This is a genomic window from Actinosynnema sp. NPDC023658 (genome assembly GCF_040639995.1).
Lineage (GTDB): Bacteria > Actinomycetota > Actinomycetes > Mycobacteriales > Pseudonocardiaceae > Actinosynnema.
The window spans coordinates 1-2,147 of the sequence record NZ_JBFAAX010000923.1 but is presented as its reverse complement, the minus strand read 5'-3'; the positions used below and the strand labels follow the sequence as shown (position 1 = coordinate 2,147).

The following is a 2,147-nucleotide window of genomic DNA, read 5'->3' as shown; positions in this document are numbered from 1 at the left end:
TGGAGCACGACCTGGTCCGCTTCAAGCGGCAGGTCGAGCAGCGCTGGGGTGAGCTGGTGCACGACGGCCTGTGGTTCTCGCCGCTCAAGCAGGCGCTCGACAGCTTCATCGACGAGACCCAGCGGCACGTGTCCGGGGAGATCCGGCTCGTGCTGCGCGGTGGCCGCGCGCTCGTCACGGAACGGCACGGCGAGCGCCCGCCGTCCGGCACGAGCCCGAGACCGCAGGACCTGCCGAGCAAAATCGCCGCGAAGAGGGAAATGATCACGTGAGTTCACTGTGGGGTGGCCGGTTCGCCGGCGGACCTGCCGAGGCGATGGCACGGCTGTCGCTGTCGACGCACTTCGACTGGCGGCTCGCCCCGTACGACATCAGAGGATCCCGCGCGCACGCCCGAGTGCTGCACCGGGCCGGCCTGCTGACCGACGACGAGCTGGACCGCATGCTGGCCGCGCTGGACGCCCTGGAGGCCGACGTGACGTCCGGGGCGTTCACCCCGGTCCTGGCCGACGAGGACGTCCACACGGCGCTGGAGCGCGGCCTGATCGACCACGCCGGGCCCGAGCTGGGCGGCAAGCTGCGCGCCGGCCGGTCCCGCAACGACCAGGTCGCCACGCTGTTCCGGATGTGGCTGCGCGACGCCGCCCAGCGCGTCACCGCGGGCGTCCTGGACGTGGTCGAGGCGCTGGCCGACCAGGCGTCCGCGCACGCCACCGCCGTCATGCCCGGCCGCACGCACCTCCAGTCCGCGCAGCCCGTGCTGCTGGCGCACCACCTGCTCGCCCACGGCCAGGCGCTGCTCCGCGACGTCGACCGGCTCCGCGACTGGGACAAGCGGGCCGCCGTGTCGCCGTACGGGTCGGGCGCGCTGGCCGGCTCGTCGCTCGGCCTGGACCCGGCCGCGGTCGCCGCCGAGCTGGGCTTCGACGGCCCGGTCGAGAACTCCATCGACGGCACCGCGTCGCGCGACTTCGCCGCCGAGATCGCGTTCGTGCTGGCCATGATCGGCGTCGACCTGTCCAGGATCGCCGAAGAGGAGATCATCTGGACCACCGCCGAGTTCCACTTCGCGGTGCTGGACGACGCCTGGGCCACCGGCAGCTCGATCATGCCGCAGAAGAAGAACCCCGACGTCGCGGAGCTGACCCGCGGCAAGTCCGGCCGGCTCATCGGCAACCTGACCGGGCTGCTGGCGACGCTGAAGGCCCAGCCCCTCGCCTACAACCGCGACCTCCAGGAGGACAAGGAACCGCTGTTCGACTCGGTCGAGCAGCTGGAGCTCCTGCTGCCCGCCCTGGCCGGGATGATCGGCACCATCCGCTTCGACACCGAGCGGATGGCGCGGCTCGCGCCGGCCGGGTTCACCCTGGCCACCGACATCGCGGAGTGGCTCGTGCGGCAGGGCGTGCCGTTCCGGGTCGCGCACGAGGCCGCCGGCGAGTGCGTCCGGGTCGCGGAGGGCCGCGGCGTCGGCCTGGAGGACCTCACCGACGAGGAGTTCGCCACCATCTCTCCCGCGCTGACGCCGGACGTGCGTAGCGTGTTGACCGTGGAAGGCTCCATCGCGTCACGGGACGCTTACGGCGGCACCGCCCCCGAACGGGTCGCGGAGCAGTTGAAGAGGTTGCGCGACAAGGTGTCCGTTGCCCGCAACACCTAGGCAGCTCACCGAGCGGGAGCTCGCGGTCGACCCGGTCGACGCCGCGCGGCTCCTGCTCGGCAGCGTCATCGAGTCGACCACCGACGAGGGCGTGGTCGGCCTGCGGATCGTCGAGGTCGAGGCCTACCGGGGCGGCGACGACCCCGCCTCGCACTGCTACCGCGGCCGCACGCCCCGCAACGACGTGATGTTCGGCCCCGCCGGCCGCCTGTACGTGTACTTCGTCTACGGGATGCACTTCTGCGCGAACGTGGTCTCGCTGACCGACGGCGTGCCCGGCGCGGTGCTGCTGAGGGCCGGCGAGGTGGTCTCCGGGTCCGCCCTGGCCCGCGCCCGCCGCCCGGCCGCGCGCAGCGACGCCGAACTCGCCAAGGGCCCCGCCCGGCTGACCAGCGTCCTGGGCCTGGACCGCGGGCACAACGGCGTGAACCTCACCGAGCCCGACGCGTCCGTGCGGCTCCTGGCGGGCGAGCCCGTCGACGCCGCC

General features: G+C 73.1%; 2 protein-coding genes and 1 pseudogene. All 3 read left to right on the top strand.

Going from position 1 to position 2,147, the window contains the following annotated elements; genetic code table 11:
* Positions 1–272 (top strand): annotated as a pseudogene (locus AB0G02_RS36470) (argininosuccinate synthase); the annotation flags it as partial.
* On the top strand, positions 269–1,660 hold the full coding sequence (argH, locus tag AB0G02_RS36465; protein ID WP_360803926.1) for an argininosuccinate lyase: 1,392 nt from the start codon (positions 269–271) through the stop codon (positions 1,658–1,660). The pseudogene AB0G02_RS36470 and the gene argH, both read left to right, overlap by 4 nt.
* Positions 1,644–2,147: DNA-3-methyladenine glycosylase (locus AB0G02_RS36460; RefSeq protein WP_360803923.1), on the top strand; the 504-nt coding region annotated here is incomplete at its 3' end. The genes argH and AB0G02_RS36460, both read left to right, overlap by 17 nt.